At 35.9% G+C, this 20,618-nt stretch carries 15 protein-coding genes; 7 read left to right on the forward strand and 8 right to left on the reverse strand.

Annotation, left to right across the window (positions count from 1 at the left end):
• Positions 1-44: 44 nt before the first annotated feature.
• The 6 genes from FNB79_RS10555 to FNB79_RS10580 all read right to left on the reverse strand — a co-directional run bounded on the left by FNB79_RS10555 (position 45) and on the right by FNB79_RS10580 (position 7,687).
• The gene (locus FNB79_RS10555) at positions 45-734 is read right to left on the reverse strand and encodes an LOG family protein (RefSeq protein WP_143381267.1); all 690 of its coding nucleotides are present in this window, start codon (positions 732-734) and stop codon (positions 45-47) included.
• Positions 735-753: 19 nt separating this feature from the next.
• A complete protein-coding gene (uvrA, locus tag FNB79_RS10560; protein ID WP_143381268.1) occupies positions 754-3,585 on the reverse strand; it encodes an excinuclease ABC subunit UvrA in 2,832 nt (943 codons plus the stop codon).
• 199 nt (positions 3,586-3,784) lie between these two features.
• Positions 3,785-4,447, reverse strand: a complete 663-nt coding sequence (locus tag FNB79_RS10565; RefSeq protein WP_143381269.1) for a DUF937 domain-containing protein — start codon at positions 4,445-4,447, stop codon at positions 3,785-3,787.
• A 196-nt stretch (positions 4,448-4,643) separates the two neighbouring features.
• A complete protein-coding gene (locus tag FNB79_RS10570; protein ID WP_143381270.1) occupies positions 4,644-5,360 on the reverse strand; it encodes a hypothetical protein in 717 nt (238 codons plus the stop codon).
• 30 nt (positions 5,361-5,390) lie between these two features.
• Positions 5,391-7,088, reverse strand: a complete 1,698-nt coding sequence (gene ggt / locus FNB79_RS10575; protein ID WP_143381271.1) for a gamma-glutamyltransferase — start codon at positions 7,086-7,088, stop codon at positions 5,391-5,393.
• Positions 7,085-7,687: an acyl carrier protein phosphodiesterase gene (locus FNB79_RS10580; protein WP_143381272.1), complete on the reverse strand. Its 603-nt coding sequence runs from the start codon at positions 7,685-7,687 to the stop codon at positions 7,085-7,087. The genes ggt and FNB79_RS10580 overlap by 4 nt, the downstream gene beginning before the upstream one ends.
• Positions 7,688-7,761: 74 nt before the next feature.
• On the opposite strand from FNB79_RS10580, the gene glmM reads away from it, so the two are divergent.
• On the forward strand, positions 7,762-9,150 hold the full coding sequence (glmM, locus tag FNB79_RS10585; protein ID WP_143381273.1) for a phosphoglucosamine mutase: 1,389 nt from the start codon (positions 7,762-7,764) through the stop codon (positions 9,148-9,150).
• A gap of 184 nt (positions 9,151-9,334) precedes the next feature.
• Here the strand turns inward: glmM and FNB79_RS10590 are convergent, their stop codons facing one another.
• Positions 9,335-10,225 carry a lysophospholipid acyltransferase family protein gene (locus tag FNB79_RS10590; RefSeq protein WP_143381274.1) on the reverse strand — a complete coding sequence of 297 codons (891 nt, stop codon included), beginning with the start codon at positions 10,223-10,225 and terminating at the stop codon, positions 9,335-9,337.
• 61 nt (positions 10,226-10,286) lie between these two features.
• Between FNB79_RS10590 and FNB79_RS10595 the strand changes: the two genes are divergently transcribed.
• The 4 genes from FNB79_RS10595 to FNB79_RS10610 all read left to right on the forward strand — a co-directional run bounded on the left by FNB79_RS10595 (position 10,287) and on the right by FNB79_RS10610 (position 16,944).
• Entirely contained in the window at positions 10,287-10,940 is a 654-nt protein-coding gene (locus FNB79_RS10595; RefSeq protein WP_143381275.1) for a rhomboid family intramembrane serine protease, read from the forward strand.
• A gap of 241 nt (positions 10,941-11,181) precedes the next feature.
• The gene (locus tag FNB79_RS10600) at positions 11,182-12,576 is read left to right on the forward strand and encodes a TolC family protein (protein ID WP_143381276.1); all 1,395 of its coding nucleotides are present in this window, start codon (positions 11,182-11,184) and stop codon (positions 12,574-12,576) included.
• A gap of 20 nt (positions 12,577-12,596) precedes the next feature.
• Positions 12,597-13,796: an efflux RND transporter periplasmic adaptor subunit gene (locus FNB79_RS10605; RefSeq protein WP_143381277.1), complete on the forward strand. Its 1,200-nt coding sequence runs from the start codon at positions 12,597-12,599 to the stop codon at positions 13,794-13,796.
• A complete protein-coding gene (locus tag FNB79_RS10610) occupies positions 13,747-16,944 on the forward strand; it encodes an efflux RND transporter permease subunit (protein ID WP_246073265.1) in 3,198 nt (1,065 codons plus the stop codon). The genes FNB79_RS10605 and FNB79_RS10610 overlap by 50 nt, the downstream gene beginning before the upstream one ends.
• A gap of 167 nt (positions 16,945-17,111) precedes the next feature.
• Here the strand turns inward: FNB79_RS10610 and FNB79_RS10615 are convergent, their stop codons facing one another.
• Positions 17,112-18,233, reverse strand: a complete 1,122-nt coding sequence (locus tag FNB79_RS10615) for a TlpA disulfide reductase family protein (protein ID WP_143381278.1) — start codon at positions 18,231-18,233, stop codon at positions 17,112-17,114.
• A gap of 114 nt (positions 18,234-18,347) precedes the next feature.
• Here FNB79_RS10615 and mnmE point away from each other — a divergent pair, with 114 nt between their 5' ends.
• The gene (mnmE, locus tag FNB79_RS10620) at positions 18,348-19,742 is read left to right on the forward strand and encodes a tRNA uridine-5-carboxymethylaminomethyl(34) synthesis GTPase MnmE (RefSeq protein ID WP_143381279.1); all 1,395 of its coding nucleotides are present in this window, start codon (positions 18,348-18,350) and stop codon (positions 19,740-19,742) included.
• Positions 19,743-20,030: 288 nt separating this feature from the next.
• Complete coding sequence (locus FNB79_RS10625; protein WP_143381280.1) at positions 20,031-20,213, forward strand: hypothetical protein; 183 nt, start codon at positions 20,031-20,033, stop codon at positions 20,211-20,213.
• Positions 20,214-20,618 lie beyond the last annotated feature (405 nt).

A 20,618-nucleotide genomic window follows, 5' to 3' on the forward strand; every position in this document is an offset into this window, starting at 1 on the left:
TTGGAAAGGTATATTTTTAAAGGAAGTTATTTTTTTTATTGATGTTAAAAATTTAAACTAAAATTAGAATCATTATAAAATTCATTTAGAATATCAACCACTTCATCTTCAGTGTCTACAATGTGTATTAAGTCTAAGTCTTTAGGACTTATAGTACTATGTTTAGCTAACATTGTAGATTTTATCCATTCAAACAGTCCTTGCCAATAGTCTTTACCCACTAAAATAATTGGAAAGCGTTCAATCTTTCCGGTTTGTATTAAGGTAATAGATTCGAACAACTCATCCAAGGTCCCAAATCCACCTGGAAGAACCACAAAACCTTGTGAATATTTTACAAACATTAGTTTTCTTACAAAAAAGTAATCGAAATCTAAGTTTTTATCTGGATTTATATAAGGATTATCATGTTGTTCAAACGGTAATTTTATGTTTAATCCTACAGAAGTTCCACCTCCCAAATGCGCACCTTTATTACCTGCTTCCATAATTCCTGGTCCGCCACCGGTAATTACGCCATAACCTTCGTCTACAATTTTATGAGCAACGCGTTCTGCTAATTTGTAATAAGGATCTTCAGGTTTAGTTCTTGCAGATCCAAAAATAGAAATACAAGGACCTACTGTACTCATTTTTTCAAAACCATTAACAAACTCGCCCATGATTTTGAAAATGGCCCATGAATCGTTTGTTTTTATTTCATTCCAACCTTTTGGATGTTGTTGTTTTGTCATAATCATTTTTATTCTAATGCTAATGTAATTCTTTTTTAAGGAATTTTGCTGTGTAACTTTTTTTGTGTTTTGCAACCTTTTCAGGGGTTCCTTCTACAATAACCTGACCACCACGTTTACCGCCTTCATACCCTATATCTATAATATGATCTACGGTTTTAATAACATCTAAATTATGTTCAATAATAAGCACAGTGTTTCCTTTGTCTACCAATTTGTTTAGAACAATCATAAGTACACGTATGTCTTCAAAATGCAGACCAGTAGTAGGTTCATCTAAAATATAGAATGTGTTTCCGGTGTCGCGTTTGCTTAATTCTGTGGCTAGTTTAATACGTTGTGCTTCACCACCAGAAAGTGTTGTACTTTGTTGCCCTAGAGTTATATAACCTAATCCTACATCTTGAATGGTTTTTACTTTTTTATGAATTTTAGGGATGTTTTCAAAAAATGGTACAGCTTCATCAATAGTCATGTTTAATACATCACTAATCGATTTTCCTTTATATCTAATTTCCAGAGTTTCTCTGTTAAAACGCTTACCCTGACAGGTTTCACATTCTACATATACATCTGGTAAAAAATTCATTTCAATAACACGTAAACCACCTCCTTGACAGGTTTCGCAACGGCCACCTTTAACGTTAAAACTAAAACGTCCAGGTTTGTAACCACGAATCATGGCTTCAGGAATTTTAGCAAATAAACTTCGTATTTCGCTAAACACACCGGTGTAAGTTGCCGGATTACTTCTTGGTGTACGGCCAATTGGCGATTGGTTAATATCAATTACTTTATCTAAATGTTCTAGGCCTTTAATACTTTTATAAGGCATTGGTTTTTTTACGCCATTAAAATAATAAGCATTTAAGATGGGGTAGAGGGTTTCGTTAATTAAAGTAGATTTTCCGCTTCCTGAAACTCCAGTAACACCAATCATTTTTCCTAATGGAAAAGACACACTTATATTTTTTAAGTTATTTCCTGTGCATCCTTTTAAAGATAAAACGTGTCCGTTACCTTCACGACGTTTTTCAGGAATTTCAATGGCCTTAGTGCCATTAATATATTTAGCTGTTAAAGTATCTTGTTGTAATAATTCTTTTGGAGTGCCTTCACTAATTATTTCTCCGCCATAGCGTCCAGCTTTTGGACCAATGTCTATCACGTAATCAGCCCGTTCAATCATATCTTTGTCGTGTTCTACCACTATAACTGAATTACCTACGTCACGAAGGGAGATAAGCGAATTGATTAATTTTTCGTTATCGCGCTGGTGTAATCCAATACTTGGTTCGTCTAAAATATAAAGCACACCTACCAATTGCGAACCAATTTGAGTTGCCAATCGAATACGCTGTGCTTCTCCTCCAGACAAGGATTTAGAGCTTCTGTTTAATGATAAATAGTCTAAACCTACATCTAATAAAAATTGTAAGCGCGTACTAATTTCTTTAATAATTTCAGTTCCAATTTGGAGTTGTTTGTTAGATAGATGTGATTTTAAGTCTTTAAACCAAACAGATAGATCACTAATATCTTTATTGGCTAATTCTGCAATATTTAAACCGTTAACTTTAAAATATAAAGATTCTTTTCTTAGTCTTGAACCGCCACATTGCTCACAGTTAACTTTATCCATAAAGTCTTTTGCCCAACGTTTTAAAGTTGTTGTTTGTGCATTTTCAAACTGACTTTCTATAAAGTTGGCTACGCCTTCAAAATCTATTTTATAATTTCTAGTGATGCCTAAGGTTTTACTTTCAACCGAAAATTTTTCTTTTCCACCATATAAAATCATCTGTTTGGCGGCTTCAGGAATAGTATTATAGGGATCTGTCAATTTAAAATTGAAATGCTGGGCGATTAACTCTAATTGTTTAAAAATCCAACTATTTTTCTCTGGTCCGTGAGGTGCTAATGCCCCTGCTTTTATGGATAAACTTGGATCGGGGATAATCTTTGAGAGATTTACCTGATACAATTGCCCAATACCATTACATTTTGGACAAGCTCCTTTTGGCGAATTAAATGAGAAATTATTAGGCTCTGGATTAGGGTAAGATATACCTGTAGAAGGACACATTAGTAACCGACTAAAATAACGTGCTTCGTTAGTATCTTGGTCTATAACCATTAAAACATCGTCACCATGATACATGGCCGTGTTTATAGATTCGGTAAGCCGTTTATCGTTATCTGTATGGTTTTCAATTTTTAAACGATCGATAACAATTTCAATGTCATGTGTTTTATAACGGTCTAATTTCATGCCTTTAACCAGATCGCGAATTTCGCCATCTGTTCTTACTTTTACAAAACCTTGTTTGGCAATTTGCTCAAACAATTCTCTATAATGACCTTTTCTAGATCGTATTACGGGCGCAAGGATATTAATACGTTTACCTTGGTACTCTTCAGTGATTAAGTTTTTAATCTGCTCATCACTATAACTTACCATTTGTTCACCCGTATTAAAACTGTATGCATCACTTGCACGGGCGTATAGTAAACGTAAAAAATCGTAAATCTCAGTAATTGTACCTACAGTAGATCGTGGTGACTTACTGGTTGTTTTTTGTTCAATGGCAATGACTGGAGAAAGTCCGTCAATTTTATCTACATCGGGGCGTTCTAAACCACCTAAAAATTGTCTGGCATAGGCCGAAAACGTTTCAATATAACGCCGTTGGCCTTCGGCATAAATGGTGTCGAAAGCTAAGGACGATTTTCCACTACCAGATAAACCTGTAATAACAACAAGTTTGTCTCTAGGAATAGAAACGTCTATATTTTTTAAATTGTGCACTCTGGCACCTTTAACTTCAATATGTTCTTCGAAATTGCTCATATAAATGCAAAGTTTCAAAGATACAGATTTTATGGTGAAAAAGGAAACGAGTGGGGTCTTAGTAAATTGTTAAAAATGAAACGATATAACTCCAGATATCTTAAAAAAAGCAGACGTCTTAAAGTTGAAAATAAATTGCTCATCAAAATTTAATTCTTAAAGCTAAATTGATATTTCGGGACGTTTTTTAAAATGTAACTTATTTTATCACAATTAGGAATAAAATAGCAACAATAAGAATTAAAATAGGAATAATCCATCGGTGTTTAATGCCTTCTTTATGTTTTTTTTTAGTTTGTATTGGACGTGTCTTTTTTTCGGTGGTTACAACTGTATTCGTATCATTTAATAAAGCTTTTATACCGCTAGGAGTCTCTAAAAGGATATCGTCTCTTTGAGCGGTTAAAGAATTAATTAATTCTGAGGAGTTTAGTTCTTTTGATTTTACATATGCCAAAACCATTAAAGTAGACATCATCATTAATCTAAAAATTGAAGATGTTTTTATATGAAGTTTATCTGCTAAAATTTCAAATAATCTAGATTGTTTGTCTTTAAAAAGTAAATCTAATGCTTGTTTTCCGCTATCTAAAAGAGATGTGTTTCCTTTATCTGTGAGTAAAGTGGGTAAATCCGACATGATCTCTGAAGCGTTTAAACTTGTACTATTGGCTAAACCTATAAATTGATCTATAGTTTGTGGGTGAGTTGTTTTATCAAATAGGCTAAATACAAGCGTTGGAATAGTAGCAGATATGGCTTTAAATATATTACTTTCAGTTTCATCTAAGACCTCAGATGCTTGCGTAACTAGGTCCGGTGTAATATAATTTTTTAAAGCATTTAATAAATGGTTGTCCATACCTTATTGTTAGTTTGTTAACCAAAATTAATAAATTAAATGTTTAAAATATTGATTTATGGCATGTTTTTAAAAATGTAAAATTTAATTATATTTTACATATGATGTAAATTTAATAAAATTATTACCTTGTTACTTTGAATTTAATAATTTGGATTGCTTTTGTGGCATTTAATTATGATATTTAAGGTTAGCTTTAGTAAGCTGTTTTAATATCTGAAATTTCTATACCAATAAATAGAAGCTGGTGAAATTTAGGTAATTTTAATCCTGTTTCTGTAGTTTCCCATTGTTCCCAAGTGGCCTTTAAACCCTCTAAAGGTAAAATAGATACCCACATTTTAAAGGCAGTTGGTTTATATTCGTTATCTAGCAACCACATGTAGGCATCTCCAGGGGTACTTCCTCCAGAATTATAAGAAATTAAAAGTCCTTGTGTATTATTTTCTAGCGGAATCAAGCTTCGTGTTGTACCAGGATCAAAAGCTTTATACGGTGCAACAATCCAGAACGAATCGTTATTAAAATAATTTACTGCTTTATCAATATATTCCTGAGTGTCAGGACCAGTAACTGCTACTTGATCTATCCAGACTTTACTCGTGTTAGGGGATTTTAATTGTAAATCTACTCTAGTGTTTTTCCAATAAACTTGACAAAAATCTTTATTTTTTTGCCATTTATAGTGATGGCGATTGCTAAAAGTCCATTCAATATAATTGGTTTTTTTGTAGGCTTCGTAATCTAGAGCATTCATCATTTTTTTTGCGACTACATCTGCAGCTGCTGTAGGCGTCCCTTGGGGTAGGTCTTCGTTGTATTTAAAATACAAATATCCAAAAAGTAACAGGGATGGTAAAGTAAAGAATACAATAATCCCTGCACCAATTTTAAGAATTTTTTTTACAGACATATATTAGGTTTTAGTTCTCAAAATTAAAATTTAAAAGCCAATAGCAGTATCGTCGCCACGGTAGTCTGCACCTGCTTCTAAAGTGCCGTCCTCTCGCTTTAAAATACCATCTACTCGACCAATAATTGGGGCGTCTTTTTCGTTAATAAGATAGCCTTTTTGTTCTAATTCTAAAATGGTTTCGTGATTAAACTTATTGGGTTCCATAAGTATTTCATCTGGTAACCATTGGTGGTGAAAACGGGGTGCGTTTACAGCTTCTTGCATCCCCATATTAAATTCGTGTACATTTAAAATGGTTTGTAACACACTCGTAATTATTGTAGAGCCTCCAGGTGTACCCACTGTCATGTACAAAGCACCGTTTTTTTCTACAATAGTTGGCGTCATAGAACTAAGCATACGTTTTTGAGGTGCAATACTGTTTGCTTCGGCACCTATTAATCCAAACATATTAGGTTCGCCAGGTTTACTACTAAAATCGTCCATTTCATTGTTAAGGAAAAAACCTAATTCGGAACAATAAAGTTTAGAACCGTAAGCACCGTTTAAAGTGGTTGTTACGGCTATAGCATTGCCATATTGATCTACAATAGAGTAGTGTGTAGTTTCGTCGCTTTCTACTAATTCTACATTTCCGTGTTTTAAAGACGATGATAATGTTGCTTTATCGAAAGAAACATCAGACATACGGTCTTTTAAATAGGCCTCGCTTAACAAACGTTCACTTGGTATTTCAACAAAATCAGGATCTCCTAAATAATAACTTCTATCGGCATAGGCACGACGTTCAGCTTCTGTGATAATCTGAATGGCTTTGGTGCTATTGTGTCCATAAGTGCTTAAATCATATGGCGCAATCATAGTCATAATTTCACCTAAACAAATTCCTCCACTAGAAGGTGGAGCCATAGAAATAACTTTTAGATCGTCGTAGTTGAATACCACAGGTGTTCGCCATTTGGCTTCGTAGTTTGCTAAATCCTCTTCGGTAATAATACCACCATTATCCTGAATAAAGGTGGCTAAAGTTTTAGCTATTTCTCCTTGGTAAAATCCGTCTTTACCATGTTTTACAAGATGTTCTAACGTACGTGCTAGTACAGGATATTTTATTGTATCATTGGCTTTCCAATCGGCATCAAAAAGAATGGTGTCTTTATTCACTTTTTGAAATAAAGGACGTTTGGCTTGAATGTGCTTGGCTTGTTTTTCGGTAACCACAACACCACGTTTAGCCAAAGCTATAACGGGTTCTAAAATTGTAGCAATAGGTAAGGTTCCAAATTTTTTGTGAGCAGCGAAAACACCTGCTACTGTACCTGGAACTCCAATAGCCATACTGCCAAGGGTACTTTTGTCTGGTATAACATTGCCGTCTTGGTCTAGATACATCGTTTTTGTGGCTGCCATTGGTGCCTTTTCGCGGTAATCTAGAGCGCCAATATCTCCGTTGTTTAAACGGTAAACCATAAAACCACCACCGCCTAAATTTCCTGCATACGGATAGGCTACTGCGAGTGCTAATTCTGTAGCCATCATGGCATCAAAAACATTTCCACCTTGTTTTAAAATGGCTGTGCCTATTAAAGATGCTTCTTTTCTGGCAGAAACGACCATGGCATTTTTAGAGGTTAGACCAATTGTTTGTTCTGGTGTTTTTTGGGGTGTATTTTTACAAGAAGTAATTAATAGGAGTAAAATTAATGTGTAATAAACGGGTTTCATAAAGCTGTTAATAGGGCGTTTAATTTTTGATGTGAAAAGGTACGTAAATCTTCAAAAAAAGCGGTAAATTCAGATTCAAATTCATTATAATAGCTATCTAGTTCGTTTATAGCTAAATACATTTGCGAATGATTCTTAGTTCGTTTATCCATGCCAATAAGTACACTCTCTATCCCTTGTAAAGAGGCGTAGCTTACTAGCCAATTGCCTTTTTTCATATAAGGTAATAAATATTGTGTGCGTTCAGGTAAATCCATAAAATTTGTATCTAATAAATTGTAGAATGCTTGTGCATAATTTTCTAGAGATACTTCAGAATAGTTTGACCAGTTTTTGGCTAAAAAGTGATCGTAAAAAATATCGACTATAATGCCAGAATAATGGCCATAATTCTGATGTAAACGTTTGGTACTTTGTTTTACAATTGGATGCGCGTCTGTAAACGTATCTATTTGCCTATGTAATAAGATACCTACTTGAATGGCTTTAGGGAATTTTTGATAGGATTTACCTGTAATCCCATTACCATCTGCTATAAAATTTCCTATGGTAACCTTTGGTAAATCTTCAGAAAGATAAATGTGCGCTAAATAATTCATTTGGGGAATTTACAAATTCAAAATATAAGATTACCATAATGAAATATTATATTTGTTGAAACTTAATTTATTTTATGACACTTATTAAATCAATTTCAGGAATACGAGGTACCATTGGTGGTGCAGTAGGAGATAATTTAACGCCTATAGATGCGGTTAAATTTGCAGCAGCTTACGGAACGTGGATCAAGAAGCAACGCAATAAAGACGAATACAGAGTAGTGGTGGGGCGCGATGCTCGAATTTCTGGAGAAATGATTCAGAGTTTAGTTATGAATACGCTTGTTGGTATGGGCATACACGTTATAGATTTAGGGCTTTCTACTACACCAACTGTAGAAGTTGCTGTGCCCTTGGAACATGCAGATGGAGGGATTATTTTAACGGCTAGTCATAATCCAAAACAATGGAATGCTTTAAAATTATTAGATGCAAAGGGCGAGTTTTTAAATGCGGAAGAAGGAGCAAAAATATTAGAGTATGCCGAGGCTGATACTGTACAGTTTGCAGATGTAGATAACTTAGGCGAAATTTCAATAAACGATGCCTATATCGATATTCATATTGATGAAGTGTTAGATTTACCACTAGTAAATGTAGAGGCTATTAAAAAGGCTAAGTTTAAAGTCGTGGTAGATGGAGTAAATTCTACTGGAGGATTAGCTATTCCGTTGCTTTTAGAACGTTTAGGTGTCGAGCCTGTTAAGTTATTCTGTGAGCCTAACGGACATTTTCCTCATAATCCAGAGCCTTTAAAAGAACACTTAACAGATTTGTCTGAAGCTGTTGTTAAGGAACGTGCCGATTTTGGTATTGTAGTAGACCCAGATGTAGACCGTTTGGCATTTATGGATGAAAATGGAGAGATGTTTGGTGAAGAATATACACTTGTTGCTTGTGCCGATTATGTGTTAAGTAAGACTCCGGGTAATACCGTAAGTAATATGAGTTCTACGCGTGCCTTACGTGATGTTACAGAAAAACACGGCGGAACTTACGAAGCAAGTGCTGTTGGTGAGGTAAACGTCGTTACCTTAATGAAAAAAAACAATGTGGTTATAGGTGGTGAAGGTAACGGAGGTATTATTTACCCAGCCTTACATTATGGTCGTGATGCCTTTGTTGGTGTGGCTTTATTCTTGAGTTTATTGGCCGAAAAAGAACTCTCTGTAAGTGCATTAAAAGCAACATATCCGCAATATTACATGAGTAAAAAGAAAATTGCACTTACACCAGAATTGGATGTCGATGGCATTTTAAAAGCCATGGAAAAGAAATATGCTTCGGAAAATATAACGACTATAGATGGTGTGAAAATAGATTTCCCAACCAATTGGGTACACTTACGTAAAAGTAATACCGAACCAATTATTCGTATTTATACGGAAGCAGGAAGTCAGACCGAAGCCGATGCTTTAGCAGACCGTTTTATCGCTGAAATTTCTGAAATTGCAGGCTTGTAATTTCTACCAAAATCAGATATTAAAAAAGACCTCACATGTTATAAACTTGTGAGGTCTTTTTTTATTTATTATGGAGATCATGTTGGACATGTTTCAGCATCTCATTACGCTTGATAAGTAATTAGGATGTGAACCTGAACCAAGTTCAGTTTGACGAAAATTTAATTGTTTAGATAGCTTTTAACTACTGAAATTCCGCTGGTACCTTATCCCGATGTTTCCAACGTTTATGTGTCCATAAATAATATTCAGGAGCTTCTTCAATTTGTGCTTCTACTTTTCTTAGAAATTTATCGGTGATTTCATAATTGTCGTAGGCTTTAGCATCTTCTGCTAATAGTTCGAAGGTTGTTTCGTAATAGCCACGTCTTAATCGTTTTACTTTAAAAAACACTACAGACATGTTTATACGTTTAGATAGCATTTCTGCCCCAGTATACACCGGTACTTTAATACCCATAAACTCAGTCCAATAATGGGCCTTATTTGCTTTAGGAGATTGGTCTGACACAAAACCACAAATGGTGAGATTGCCATTAACTTTAGCATGCATAAGCGTAGGAACCGTTTCTTTGGTTGTTATGAGATAGCTATTGTATCGTGCTCTAATTTTTTTAACCAAATCATCAAAGTAGGGGTTTTTTAGTTTCTTGTATACGGCATAACCTTTAAAATCAAGAAATGATTGCATTACAAAGATCCATTCCCAGCTTCCGTAATGCGCACACATAAGGGCAATACTTTTATCTTTTTCAATTAAATTATGAATTACATCAAACCCTTTAAATTGAAAGCGTTTTTTCATTTCGGCTTCAGAAATTGTTAACGATTTCATGGCTTCAACCGTCATATCACATAAGTGGTGATAGAAGGCCTTGGTAATGCGTTTTTTTTCTGTAGCAGAAAGGTTTGGAAAGACTAAATCTAAATTCTCCTTAACCGTTTGTTTTCTGTAGCCAATAATATGGTACAAAAGTATATACAAGCCGTCAGAAAAGGCATAGAGCAATCTAAACGGAAGTATAGAAATAAGCCAGATTATTGGATAAACAAGAATATAAGCGAGAAATTGCATTATTTAGTTTTAGTTTTGCGAAACAAATATATAGTATATTTGAAATATAAGATTATAGTTTATGGGTAATTTAAGTTTAGTAACTATTGTAATTATTGCAGCTAATGTTATTATCTCTTTAAAAGGGTTTAATGATTTTAGTTTTTTCGAAAAATACAAGTTTCATATCGGGGCAATACAACGCGGAGAAAAAATAAGAGTATTTAGCTCTGGGTTTTTACATGTAGATATGTCGCACCTGTTTTTTAATATGTTTACGCTTTACTTTTTTGCAGATGTTGTAGTCTCGTATCTAGGTAACTTTAATTTTGTAGTGGTGTATCTTGTTAGTTTAGTTTTAGGAAGTTTATTGTCTTTATATTTCCATAAAAATGAATATGAATACAGTGCAGTTGGTGCTAGTGGTGCGGTAACCGGAATATTATATTCGGCCATATTACTTGAACCCAATATGAGCTTAATTATGTTTTTTATTCCCATTCCTATTCCAGCCTATGTATTTGGTATTGGGTATTTGCTCTATTCTATTTATGGTATGAAAAACCGCATTGGGAACATTGGTCACGATGCCCATTTTGGCGGAGCTATTGGAGGATATTTAACAACTTTAATACTATTACCAATACTATTTAAAACCAATTTGTTAATGATTGGTTTATTGGCCATTCCTATTATAATACTGTTTGTAATGCATAAAAGAGGCATGTTAAATTAATATGTTTTATTACATATTTTAATAAGCAAGCTAAATTTTTGTAAGTTGAATGCTAAGTTGTGTGTTTGCAGTGCTTGGCATATACCAATTGATTTTATAGCTATTTTCAGTATCATAGCCTTTCCATGCGTGCTTAATCCATTCGATTTTTAACGCTATCCCTAAAGTGACGTCTAGATCGGTTTAATTTTTTTATCTTAGAAGTTGATTATTAATGTTTTAATCGTTCACTTGTAGATAAATGCTTTTAAAATCAAATTCATGTCATTTTAAATATACATATCTGGTCTATGGAGTGTTTATAGCGTGTTTTAGTTGTGCGCCTAAATTTTCAGAGATTCCATTGCCTATAGAAGATGTTCAGTCTTTTTCAACTACTGGAGAAGCGGCTTTAAATGATAAATGGTGGCTAGCATTTGAAGATGAACAACTAAACGTTTTAATAGATAGTGCCATGCAACGCAATTTTGATTTGGCAGCTACCTGGCAACAATTTGTTGCAGCACAAGCTACAGTTGCTCAAGCAGTGTCTAACAAATGGCCACAAATAGAAGCTCGTGCTCAAACTGCAGAAAACTTTCCATTAAACGATTTTACAGGAGGAGAAAATACTCAAGTTGGATTATCTGCCGCTTACGAAATAGATATTTGGGGGCGCATAGGCACTGCTGTTCAGGCCGAGAAATTTAATGCCCAAGCCAGTTTATACGATTACCGCGCAGCAGCCTTATCACTTTCTGCTGAAATTGCTACTACTTGGTATCAAATTATTGCGGCTAAAAAACAATTAGATCTTACAGCATATCAAATTAAAACTAATGAAGATATTATTAGTCTTATGCGGTCTCGATTTGTAGGCGGTCAGATACGGTCTGTAGATTTGTTAAGGCAAGCCCAATTATTAGAAAGTACTAGAGAGCAGCATATTATTTACCAGACCAATTTACAAGTTTTACAGCATCAGTTAGCAGTATTATTGGGTAAACAGCCTCAAGGCGCTTATACATTTAATACAGATCATTTTCCTGAATTACCAGCGCTTCCCGAAACAGGTTTGTCTTTAGAGTTGGTGCGTCGCAGGCCAGATTTACAACAATCTTATGCAGTTCTGCTTTCGGCCGATAGAGCCATGGCAGCTGCGGTACGAAATAAATACCCTAGAATTTCAATTCAAATTGATGGGCAATTACGTTCTAATAATTTTGCCAATCTTTTTGAAAATTGGGCGTATTCTTTAGCTGGTAATATTTTAGCCCCACTATTTTATGGGGGACAATTACAGGCCGAAGTCGATGCTGCTGAAGCTATTAAACAACAACGTCTCTATGAATACGGACAAGCAACATTAGTCGCATTTCAAGAAGTAGAAGATGGGCTAACTCAAGATCTCATGCAGTTACAACGTACAGAAAATATTAAACGCCAATTGGCTTTGTCTCAAAAAAGCAATGCCCAATTGCGTATAGAATTTTTAAACGGATATAGCCCATATTTAGATATTTTGATCGGCTTAAATCAGGAGCAGCAATTACGCCGAGATTATATAGATGCCCAACTGCGTCAAATTCTTATGCGTATTAATTTATATAGAGCATTGGCAGGGAGTTTTGACACAGGGCGTACACTAGAGGATTGATTATTAAGGTAAGGTAAATTATGAACACTAAAAAAATACTTTGGATTTGCTTGGCTATTCTTGGCTTGGGTATATTAATTACAGTTCTGATCTTTTCAACAGAACCGGAAGCCGAACAAGAAGGTGCGAGCTTAGAAACAGCCATTTTAGTAGATGTAGAAGTTGTTAAAAAGGGCACTTTTCATCCTACAATTGTGGCTACAGGTACTGTGCAAGCGGTAGAAGATGTTAATTTAAGTTCGTTAGTTTCAGGTCAAGTTATTCAACGTGATGCTCGATTTACACCTGGAGGCTTTGTGAAAAAAAACGAAGTATTATTACAAATAGATCCTTCAGATTATCGTAATACACTCGCCCTGCGCAAAAGCGAACTGATGCAAATACAAACCACCTTACATACCGAAATGGGGCGGCAACAAATAGCAGAACAGGATTTACAGTTTATTGCTGAAGATTCTTTGTTTGGCGACCAGCCTTTATCTGAAGAAGAACGCCAATTGATTCTTAGAAAACCACAATTAGATGCTGTAGAAGCAAATATTTCAGCAGCTCAAGCGTCCGTAAATCAGGCGCAATTAAACCTTGAGCGCACCACTATTCGAGCCCCTTTCGATGCTCATATTTTAAGTCAAAATGTAACTACCGGATCCTTAGTAGCACAAGGCGATGTATTAGGTCGGTTGGTAGGAATAGACCATTATTGGGTTATGGCCACAGTGCCAGTATCTCAATTAAAATGGTTGCGTTTTCCTAGTGATAAAAATGAAGTCGGTGCTTTAGTTAAAATTGAACACGCTTCTGCTTGGGCACAAGGTGCCTATCGTGAAGGTTATTTAGATACACAAATAGGTGCGTTAGAAGGCCAAACCCGATTAGCCAGAGTGTTGGTAAAAGTAAAAGATCCTTTAGCGTTAACTCCAGAGTTAAAAGGTAAGCCTCAATTAATGCTTGGCACTTTTGTAGATGTTAGTATTAAAGCAAATCCTGTAGACGATGTTGTAAAATTAAAACGCGATTATGTGCGAGGAAAAGAAACCGTTTGGGTAATGAAAAATGATTCGCTACAAATAAGAGCTGTAGATATTGTATTAACAGATGACACACATGCCTACATCCGTTCAGGATTAGAACATAACGATCAAGTTGTAATTACCGATTTAAGTACAGTGAGTGAAGGTATCGCATTGCGAACCCGAACTACACCACAGAAAAACCATTAAGGCGTTCGAAAAGATGGAAGAGCAGCACACACATAACACACCACGAAAAGAAGGCGCTATTGGCTATATGGCAAGGAATTCTATAGCCACTAATTTACTTATGATCTTACTTTTGGTGGGCGGTTTGTTTACCATGTATAACATCCAAAAAGAAGTGTTTCCTGAGTTTCAGCTTGACTTTGTAGAGGTGTCTGTGGCATATCCAGGAGCTTCTCCCGTAGAGGTTGAACAAGGCGTGTTACAACCTGTAGAGGAAGCCGTACGTGGGGTGCAGGGGATAAAAGAAATTGTGTCTGAAGCTAGTGAAGGTACTGCCGATGTTAGTATAGAGTTGGTTGCAGGTGCAGATCGAATGCAAGTATTTCAAGATATTGATCAGGCTATTAATAGGATACGTACTTTTCCAGACGATATTGAGCGGCCCGAAGTGCGGTTACAATCTAGGCAACGGGATGTATTGCAAATAGGACTTTATGGGGATTTAGATGTATGGACTTTACGGGCTTTGGCAGAACGTTTGCGTACGTTATTATTAAATAACCCTGAGATTTCACAAGTAGAATTAGGGAATGTTCCAGATTTTGAAACCCGTATTGAAATTCCGAGACGTACCCTACAGCAATACAATATCACTTTAGGACAAGTTGCCGATATTATTCAGCAGAGTAGTAATGATGTGCCAGCAGGATCTGTACAAACCCAAAGCGGAGAAATTTTACTGCGTATGCAAGAGCGTAAGCAATGGGCAAAAGAATTTGGTAATATTACTATAGTATCTTCTGAAGCGGGCGGTAAAGTTACTTTAAATGATATCGCTACCATTACCGATGGTTTTGAAGAAACCGGATTTCACGGCCAATTTAATCAGCAAAATTATGTGGAATTACGCATTTTCAGAATTGGAGATCAATCCCCATTAGATATAGCAGAAGTCACCCAACAGATTGTTAAAGACTTTCAATTGCCACCAGGAGTGCAGTATCGCACAGATAGTAATCGGGCAGCCGATTATAAAGAACGCTTAACATTATTAACAGAAAATGGGGTGCTTGCCATTATTATTGTGCTCGTTATACTGACTTTGTTTTTAGAATATCGATTGGCATTTTGGGTTATGATGGGGATGACAGTGTCGTTTATTGGAGGGATGATTTTGTTACCGCTAATAGGGGTAAGTGTTAACATGATATCTATGTTTGGTTTTCTTGTGGTTTTAGGAATTGTTGTAGATGATGCTATAGTTGTAGGTGAAAATGTGTACGACTACAGGCAACAAGGCCTTAGTCCGATGAAAGCAGCCATAGCAGGCGCTAAAGATGTGTCTTTACCGGTAACCTTTAGTATCGTTACCACCATTATAGCTTTTGTGCCGTTGTTGTTTATGCCTGGCGAAACTGGAAAATTCTGGCAGCCACTACCGGCTGTGGTGATTGTTATATTAGCGGTATCGCTTTTAGAAGCACTTTTTATATTACCCTCTCACTTGGGACATTTAAAGGCAACCCCCTCAAAACACAAATGGGTTTTAAAACTTGAAGGTTGGCAGGCTGCTTTTGCCAAAGGGTTTGATCAGTTTATTGATCGGTATTACAGACCCTATTTAGATGTGTGTTTAAAATACAGATACATTACGTTAAGTGTAGCCATAACCATTTTATTAATTGTTGGCGGCTATGGCTATAGCGGACATATGGGGATGATTATGATGCCAGAAGTTGCTGCAGATGAAATTGAAGCAGGAGTACGACTTCCTGTTGGTACAACGCCCGATCAAGCCGCTAAAGTGGCACATGCAATTTCGGCGTCTACCCAACGTATGTTTGAAGAACATAATTTATACGAAGCTGCTGAAGGGATAAAAACCAATGTGCGCGGACAAAATTTTATAGATGTAGAGATTGTTATGCTTCCGCCAGATCAAAGAGATATTACAGCAGCCGAAGTGATTGCATTATGGCGCGATAATATTGGCGATATAGAAGGTGTAGACCAAATTACTTTTGAAGCCGAACGTGGTCCGGGAGGCGCAAGGCAAGATATAAGTGTTGATTTAAGTCACTCCGATATTGAGGTGTTAGAACAGGCTAGTGAAACTTTTGTGACCCGTATGCAGGCTTATGCAAACACACGTGATGTAACAGATAACTATAACAAAGGGAAAACCCAATACGATTTTAAACTCTTACCACAAGGGCGTAACTTAGGACTAACCTCTGATGCTGTTGGTAGGCAAGTACGTAATGGTTTTTTCGGAGCGTTAGCAATGCGGCAATTGCGTGGCATGAATGAAATAGAAGTTCGGGTAAAACTCCCTATAGAAGAACGTAAAGATTTAAAGCACTTAGAAAAGTTTTTGATTCAAACCCCAGACGGGACAGAAGTACCTTTATTAGATGTTGTAACTATAGAACCTCGAGAGGCTTTTAGTAGTATAAATCGTAGAGATGGTAGACGTGTTGTTAATGTGGGGATGGATGTTGAGCCCGCCAATGCCGTTGGGCGTGTTCTAGCCTCGGTACAGCGAGAAACTTTGCCACAATTACGAGCCGATTTTCCTGGGCTCACTTGGACCTTTGAAGGCAGTCAGGCCGATATGAGAGAAAGCACAAATACCCTTAAGTTTGGATTTTCATTGGCCATGTTACTTATTTATGCATTATTAGCCATAGCCTTTCAGAGTTATATTCAACCTATAATAGTCATGACTGCTATACCATTTGGGATTGTAGGTGCGGTTATTGGTCATATTATTTTGGGTTACGATTTATCATTAGTCAGTTTAATGGGGGTTATTGCATTGTCTGGTGTTGTAGTAAACGATTCACTAATTATGATTGACTTTGCCAACAAACGGCGCCAAGCAGGAGATGCGATTTACGAATCTATCCACGAAGCAGGTTTAAGGCGTTTCCGACCAATAATGCTCACTACTATGACTACGTTTGGGGGCTTGGCACCAATTATTTTAGAGACGTCTAGCCAAGCCATGTATTTAATACCTATGGCCATATCCTTAGGATTCGGAATTGTATTTGCAACAGCCATTATTCTTGTTATCGTACCTTGTTTGTATTTGGCGTTAGAAGATTTGCGATTGCTTATTTTAAAAGGGCGCACTGTACGGGTTGTAGATGTCGTAGAAGATTAACTGTTGCAGGTAGTCCAGCTGTGTAATGACGGAAAAGCACAGCGGGAGATTCAGGTTGGTAAGCTCCAGAATTCATTAGAAAAAAAGTCATTTGCAACAGGTTTTAGGACATAAAAAAGCCTTCAGAATATATGAAGGCTCTTATAAGATGTTATGATATTATAGTATTAATTTAATAATTCGGCTATCTTTTGTTCTAGAGCTTGACCTCTTAAACCAGAAGCAATAATTTTTCCGTCAGCATCTAAGACGTAAGTAGCAGGAATTGCACGGATGTTAAATTGTTTAGCGATAGGATCGTTAAAATAATCTAAGTTAGATACCTGATGCCAAGCTAAACCATCTTTTTCAATAGCGGCAATCCACTCGGCTTTAGCATCTTTTTGCTTTGGTGTACCGTCTAAAGACACTCCTAATATTTCTAAACCTTTATCGTGGTATTGGTTATAAACTTTAACAAGATTTGGGTTTTCTCGTCTACATGGTCCGCACCAAGCTGCCCAAAAATCAATAATAGTTACTTTACCTTTAATGTCGTTTAATGCAATTGTTTTGCCTTCTGGGTTAGGAGCAGAGAAGTTTTCAACCACACTACCAATAGCAGTTGCAGACTCAGCTTTAATTGCATCACCTACAGTTTTACCCACACGGGTGTCTTTAATTCTAGGTGTAAAGTTATCGTAAATCTCTTTTTTAGTTTCAAAAGAAATGTTTTTATTTCCTAAGTGGCGTTCTAAAACTAAAATCGATACTAATGCATCTTTATTAGCTTTCATAAATTCAATATCATGTGTTTGATTTTCATCAACCATGGCTTTGTATTTATTTTGAATATCTACAGCTAACAGAGAATCTTTAGTTTGTTGTGCTGTTCTAAACTGTAAACTTAACTCTTGATTCTTCTTTTGTAATTCAATCATATATTCTTGATAGCTATTAAAGGCATCATTTTCTTTACTACCTTGAACACGTGTATTAAATATACTATCCGTATTAATAGCGACAGTCATGTCTGTATTTTCTAAAATTACAGGAATATTACTACGTACAGCTTCTATTTGAATAAAGTATAAATCGGGAGCAGTAACCGCACCTTCTAAAAGGGCTTTACCATCTGTGATAACAGTAGAATCAATTACGATTTGTTTTTGTCCTTCCGCTTTTAATAATTTTATGGCTTTACCATTTACGCCATCATTAAAGGATGCGTTAATTGTAAATCCATCTTTTTCTTTAGCACAAGAAAATGCTAAAGCTACTAATCCTAGTAGAGCAATCTTTTTAAACATGTTTGAGTTGTTTTTATAATTTGCACAAATATAGCAGAATAATAACTGAAATCTGTTAAGATTTAGATAAGAGTATAACTCAAATTGTTTCACTAATATGATTACTTTTGCAGTATGAATTATAACGATACAATTATTGCATTAGCAACACCTTCAGGAGCTGGTGCCATTGCGGTGATCCGCTTGTCAGGTAAGGATGCTATAGGTTTGGCGAGTGGGGCTTTTAAATCTGTTAGTGGGAAAACGTTAGCCAATCAGGCGACGCATACCATACATTTGGGTCATATTTTAGATGATACACGTGTCATTGATGAGGTTTTGGTTTCTATTTTCAAGAATCCGAAATCGTATACTGGCGAAGATGTGATTGAAATTTCTTGTCATGGTTCGTCGTATATTCAGCAGGAGATTATCCAATTATTTCTTAGAAAAGGCTGTAGAATGGCCGATGCAGGTGAATTTACCTTACGTGCCTTTTTAAATGGAAAATTAGATTTAAGTCAGGCCGAGGCTGTTGCCGATTTAATTTCGAGTGATAATGCAGCCTCTCACCAAATAGCCATGCAACAAATGCGTGGCGGATTCTCGTCTGAAATCGCTAAACTTCGTGAAGAATTATTAAATTTTGCTTCGTTAATAGAATTGGAATTAGACTTTGCAGAAGAAGATGTTGCTTTTGCAGATCGCACCCAATTTCGTGAATTAATTAGTCGCATTACCTTTGTATTAAAACGTTTAATCGATTCGTTTGCAGTTGGAAACGTTATTAAAAACGGGATTCCAGTGGCTATTGTTGGCGAACCAAACGTAGGAAAGTCTACGTTGCTAAACGCACTTTTAAATGAAGAACGTGCCATTGTAAGTGATATTGCAGGAACGACTCGAGATACTATAGAAGACGAATTAAGCATAGGCGGTATTGGATTTCGTTTTATAGATACTGCAGGTATTCGTGAAACAAGCGATGTGGTAGAAGGTTTAGGGATTAAAAAAACCTTCGAAAAAATAGAACAATCTCAGGTGGTTGTATTTCTTTTTGATGGTACAACTTTAGAAACAGAAGCAGCTATCGCAGGTTGTAAAATAGAAGTGGAGAAAGTAAAAAACAAATATCCATTAAAACCTATGGTTATTATCGTGAATAAAGTCGACCAGCTTTCCGATACGGCCATTACGTTATTAAAATCGACCATTCCCGAAGTCCATTTACTGTCTGCTAAAACAGGTTTAGGAGTAGAAGCATTAAAAACAAAACTGTCAGATTTTGTGAATACGGGTGCATTACGTAACAACGACACGATAGTAACCAATACCAGGCATTATGATGCTTTATTAAAAGCCTTTGAAGAGATTCAGAAAGTGCAACATGGTTTAGACACCGACTTATCGAGTGATTTAATGGCGATAGATATTCGTGAAGCTCTGTATCATTTTGGCGTAATCACTGGACAGGTAACCAATGATGAACTTTTAGGTAATATTTTTGCCAATTTCTGTATCGGGAAATAACCCGAAGTAGCCGTATTCCTTTAGTATTTACACTAAGAAAATAAATTAAAATTTTGATAATCTGTGGTTTATGTGCAGTGGTGATTCCATGTTTTTACTATGGCAAATAGCGTATGTTGGGTAACTTTACACCTAAATCGTTATCTTTACTTGTATACATAAAGCATACTATAAGCACGCTATAACCACGTTATAACCATGCTATAACCCGTAGGTTGCTATGGCGAAGGGTTAGGTGAGGTGGCAGGTGTTGTAGGATGCCGTTGTAGCACTAAAACCAACAGACTTATGGCAAAGCAAAAGGGCATACTTCCTATAGTTGGCACTATAGGCGGTTTTAATTTTTATTATTTAGATGGAAAACCTGTGATGCGGGTAGCCGGTAGCGGATTTAATGGTGAGGCCATTAAGACGCAAGCGAGTTTGGGCATTGCTCGTAAGTTAACAAAGTGTTTAGGTAGGCGTTTATGAATTGATAGGAATGCCTTATAATAACAATCCGAAATAGCCAACTTTATACTTACTTTGATTATTATCAAAATGAAATATTCATTGTAATTTCGAAAGCTCCCAATACTGTTTTTGCTTTACGTTTATCTAACGGAACACTATAAAAACAGCATTGGATTCATGCGCAGTTAAGTTATGAGTGGATTTGGGGTGATCCAAATTCAAAAGAGAGATTTTATAAATCATTAATTGTATTTTTTAGCACGATATAAAGTGAAAAGACATATTGATATTGTAATATAATACCCGTGTTTTTTTCAATTTGTGATTTCTTTTTAAAATTAGGATTTAGAAGAATTTTAATTTGACTCAATTGATTGTTTTTATATCGGTATTGGACTTATAATAATTTGATTTATAGTCTTT

It is taken from the genome of Formosa sediminum, assembly GCF_007197735.1.
Lineage (GTDB): Bacteria > Bacteroidota > Bacteroidia > Flavobacteriales > Flavobacteriaceae > Formosa > Formosa sediminum.

What these genes read in the sequence shown, in the direction of transcription:
- FNB79_RS10595 (WP_143381275.1), top strand. Translation starts at nt 10,287, where the DNA reads ATGGGTAATTTAAGTTTAGTAACTATTGTAATTATTGCAGCTAATGTT.
- FNB79_RS10625 (WP_143381280.1), top strand. Translation starts at nt 20,031, where the DNA reads ATGGCAAAGCAAAAGGGCATACTTCCTATAGTTGGCACTATAGGCGGT.
- FNB79_RS10570 (WP_143381270.1), bottom strand. Translation starts at nt 5,360, where the DNA reads ATGTCTGTAAAAAAAATTCTTAAAATTGGTGCAGGGATTATTGTATTC.
- FNB79_RS10565 (WP_143381269.1), bottom strand. Translation starts at nt 4,447, where the DNA reads ATGGACAACCATTTATTAAATGCTTTAAAAAATTATATTACACCGGAC.
- FNB79_RS10580 (WP_143381272.1), bottom strand. Translation starts at nt 7,687, where the DNA reads ATGAATTATTTAGCGCACATTTATCTTTCTGAAGATTTACCAAAGGTT.
- FNB79_RS10555 (WP_143381267.1), bottom strand. Translation starts at nt 734, where the DNA reads ATGACAAAACAACAACATCCAAAAGGTTGGAATGAAATAAAAACAAAC.
- FNB79_RS10600 (WP_143381276.1), top strand. Translation starts at nt 11,182, where the DNA reads ATGCTTTTAAAATCAAATTCATGTCATTTTAAATATACATATCTGGTC.
- mnmE (WP_143381279.1), top strand. Translation starts at nt 18,348, where the DNA reads ATGAATTATAACGATACAATTATTGCATTAGCAACACCTTCAGGAGCT.
- FNB79_RS10615 (WP_143381278.1), bottom strand. Translation starts at nt 18,233, where the DNA reads ATGTTTAAAAAGATTGCTCTACTAGGATTAGTAGCTTTAGCATTTTCT.
- ggt (WP_143381271.1), bottom strand. Translation starts at nt 7,088, where the DNA reads ATGAAACCCGTTTATTACACATTAATTTTACTCCTATTAATTACTTCT.
- FNB79_RS10590 (WP_143381274.1), bottom strand. Translation starts at nt 10,225, where the DNA reads ATGCAATTTCTCGCTTATATTCTTGTTTATCCAATAATCTGGCTTATT.
- glmM (WP_143381273.1), top strand. Translation starts at nt 7,762, where the DNA reads ATGACACTTATTAAATCAATTTCAGGAATACGAGGTACCATTGGTGGT.
- uvrA (WP_143381268.1), bottom strand. Translation starts at nt 3,585, where the DNA reads ATGAGCAATTTCGAAGAACATATTGAAGTTAAAGGTGCCAGAGTGCAC.
- FNB79_RS10605 (WP_143381277.1), top strand. Translation starts at nt 12,597, where the DNA reads ATGAACACTAAAAAAATACTTTGGATTTGCTTGGCTATTCTTGGCTTG.